Source organism: Streptomyces ochraceiscleroticus (genome assembly GCF_000720485.1).
In the GTDB taxonomy this organism is placed as follows: Bacteria; Actinomycetota; Actinomycetes; order Streptomycetales; family Streptomycetaceae; genus Streptomyces; species Streptomyces ochraceiscleroticus.
The window spans coordinates 1-382 of sequence record NZ_JOAX01000098.1; the positions used below are offsets into that span (position 1 = coordinate 1).

The following is a 382-nucleotide window of genomic DNA, read 5'->3' on the forward strand; positions in this document are numbered from 1 at the left end:
AGCCCGGCTCGTGCGCCAGGAGCTCGTCGACGTCGCGGCGGAAGGCGGCCATGTCGATGCCGCGCGGGTCGACCTTCCAGTCCGACCACTCCCGATGGCCGATGCCGCTCTTGGCGTTCCATCCGTGGGCGCGGCAGATGGCGGCCGTGGCCCGGACCATGCCGTCGTACTGCTTCGCCGGCCAGGGGTCCTTGCCGTCGCCCTTGTTCTCACACTCCCAGCCGTAGAAGCGGGCGTTGCCGTCGACCGCGCCGGCGGAGCCATCGTGTTCCTGCGGCGCCGGCGGGCGAGTCTTGTAGGACTCGCCGATGACGGCTTGGAGGACGTCGCCGTCGCCGCCTCCGGCGTGGTTGGCGCGGCCGTTGCCGGTGAGGTGGACGAC

1 protein-coding gene is annotated in these 382 nt (G+C 72.0%); it reads right to left on the reverse strand.

Annotated elements, in window-relative coordinates; genetic code table 11:
- The coding region (locus tag IG84_RS0137355) for a peptidoglycan recognition protein family protein (protein ID WP_031067951.1) at positions 1-382 on the reverse strand (382 nt) is incomplete at both ends.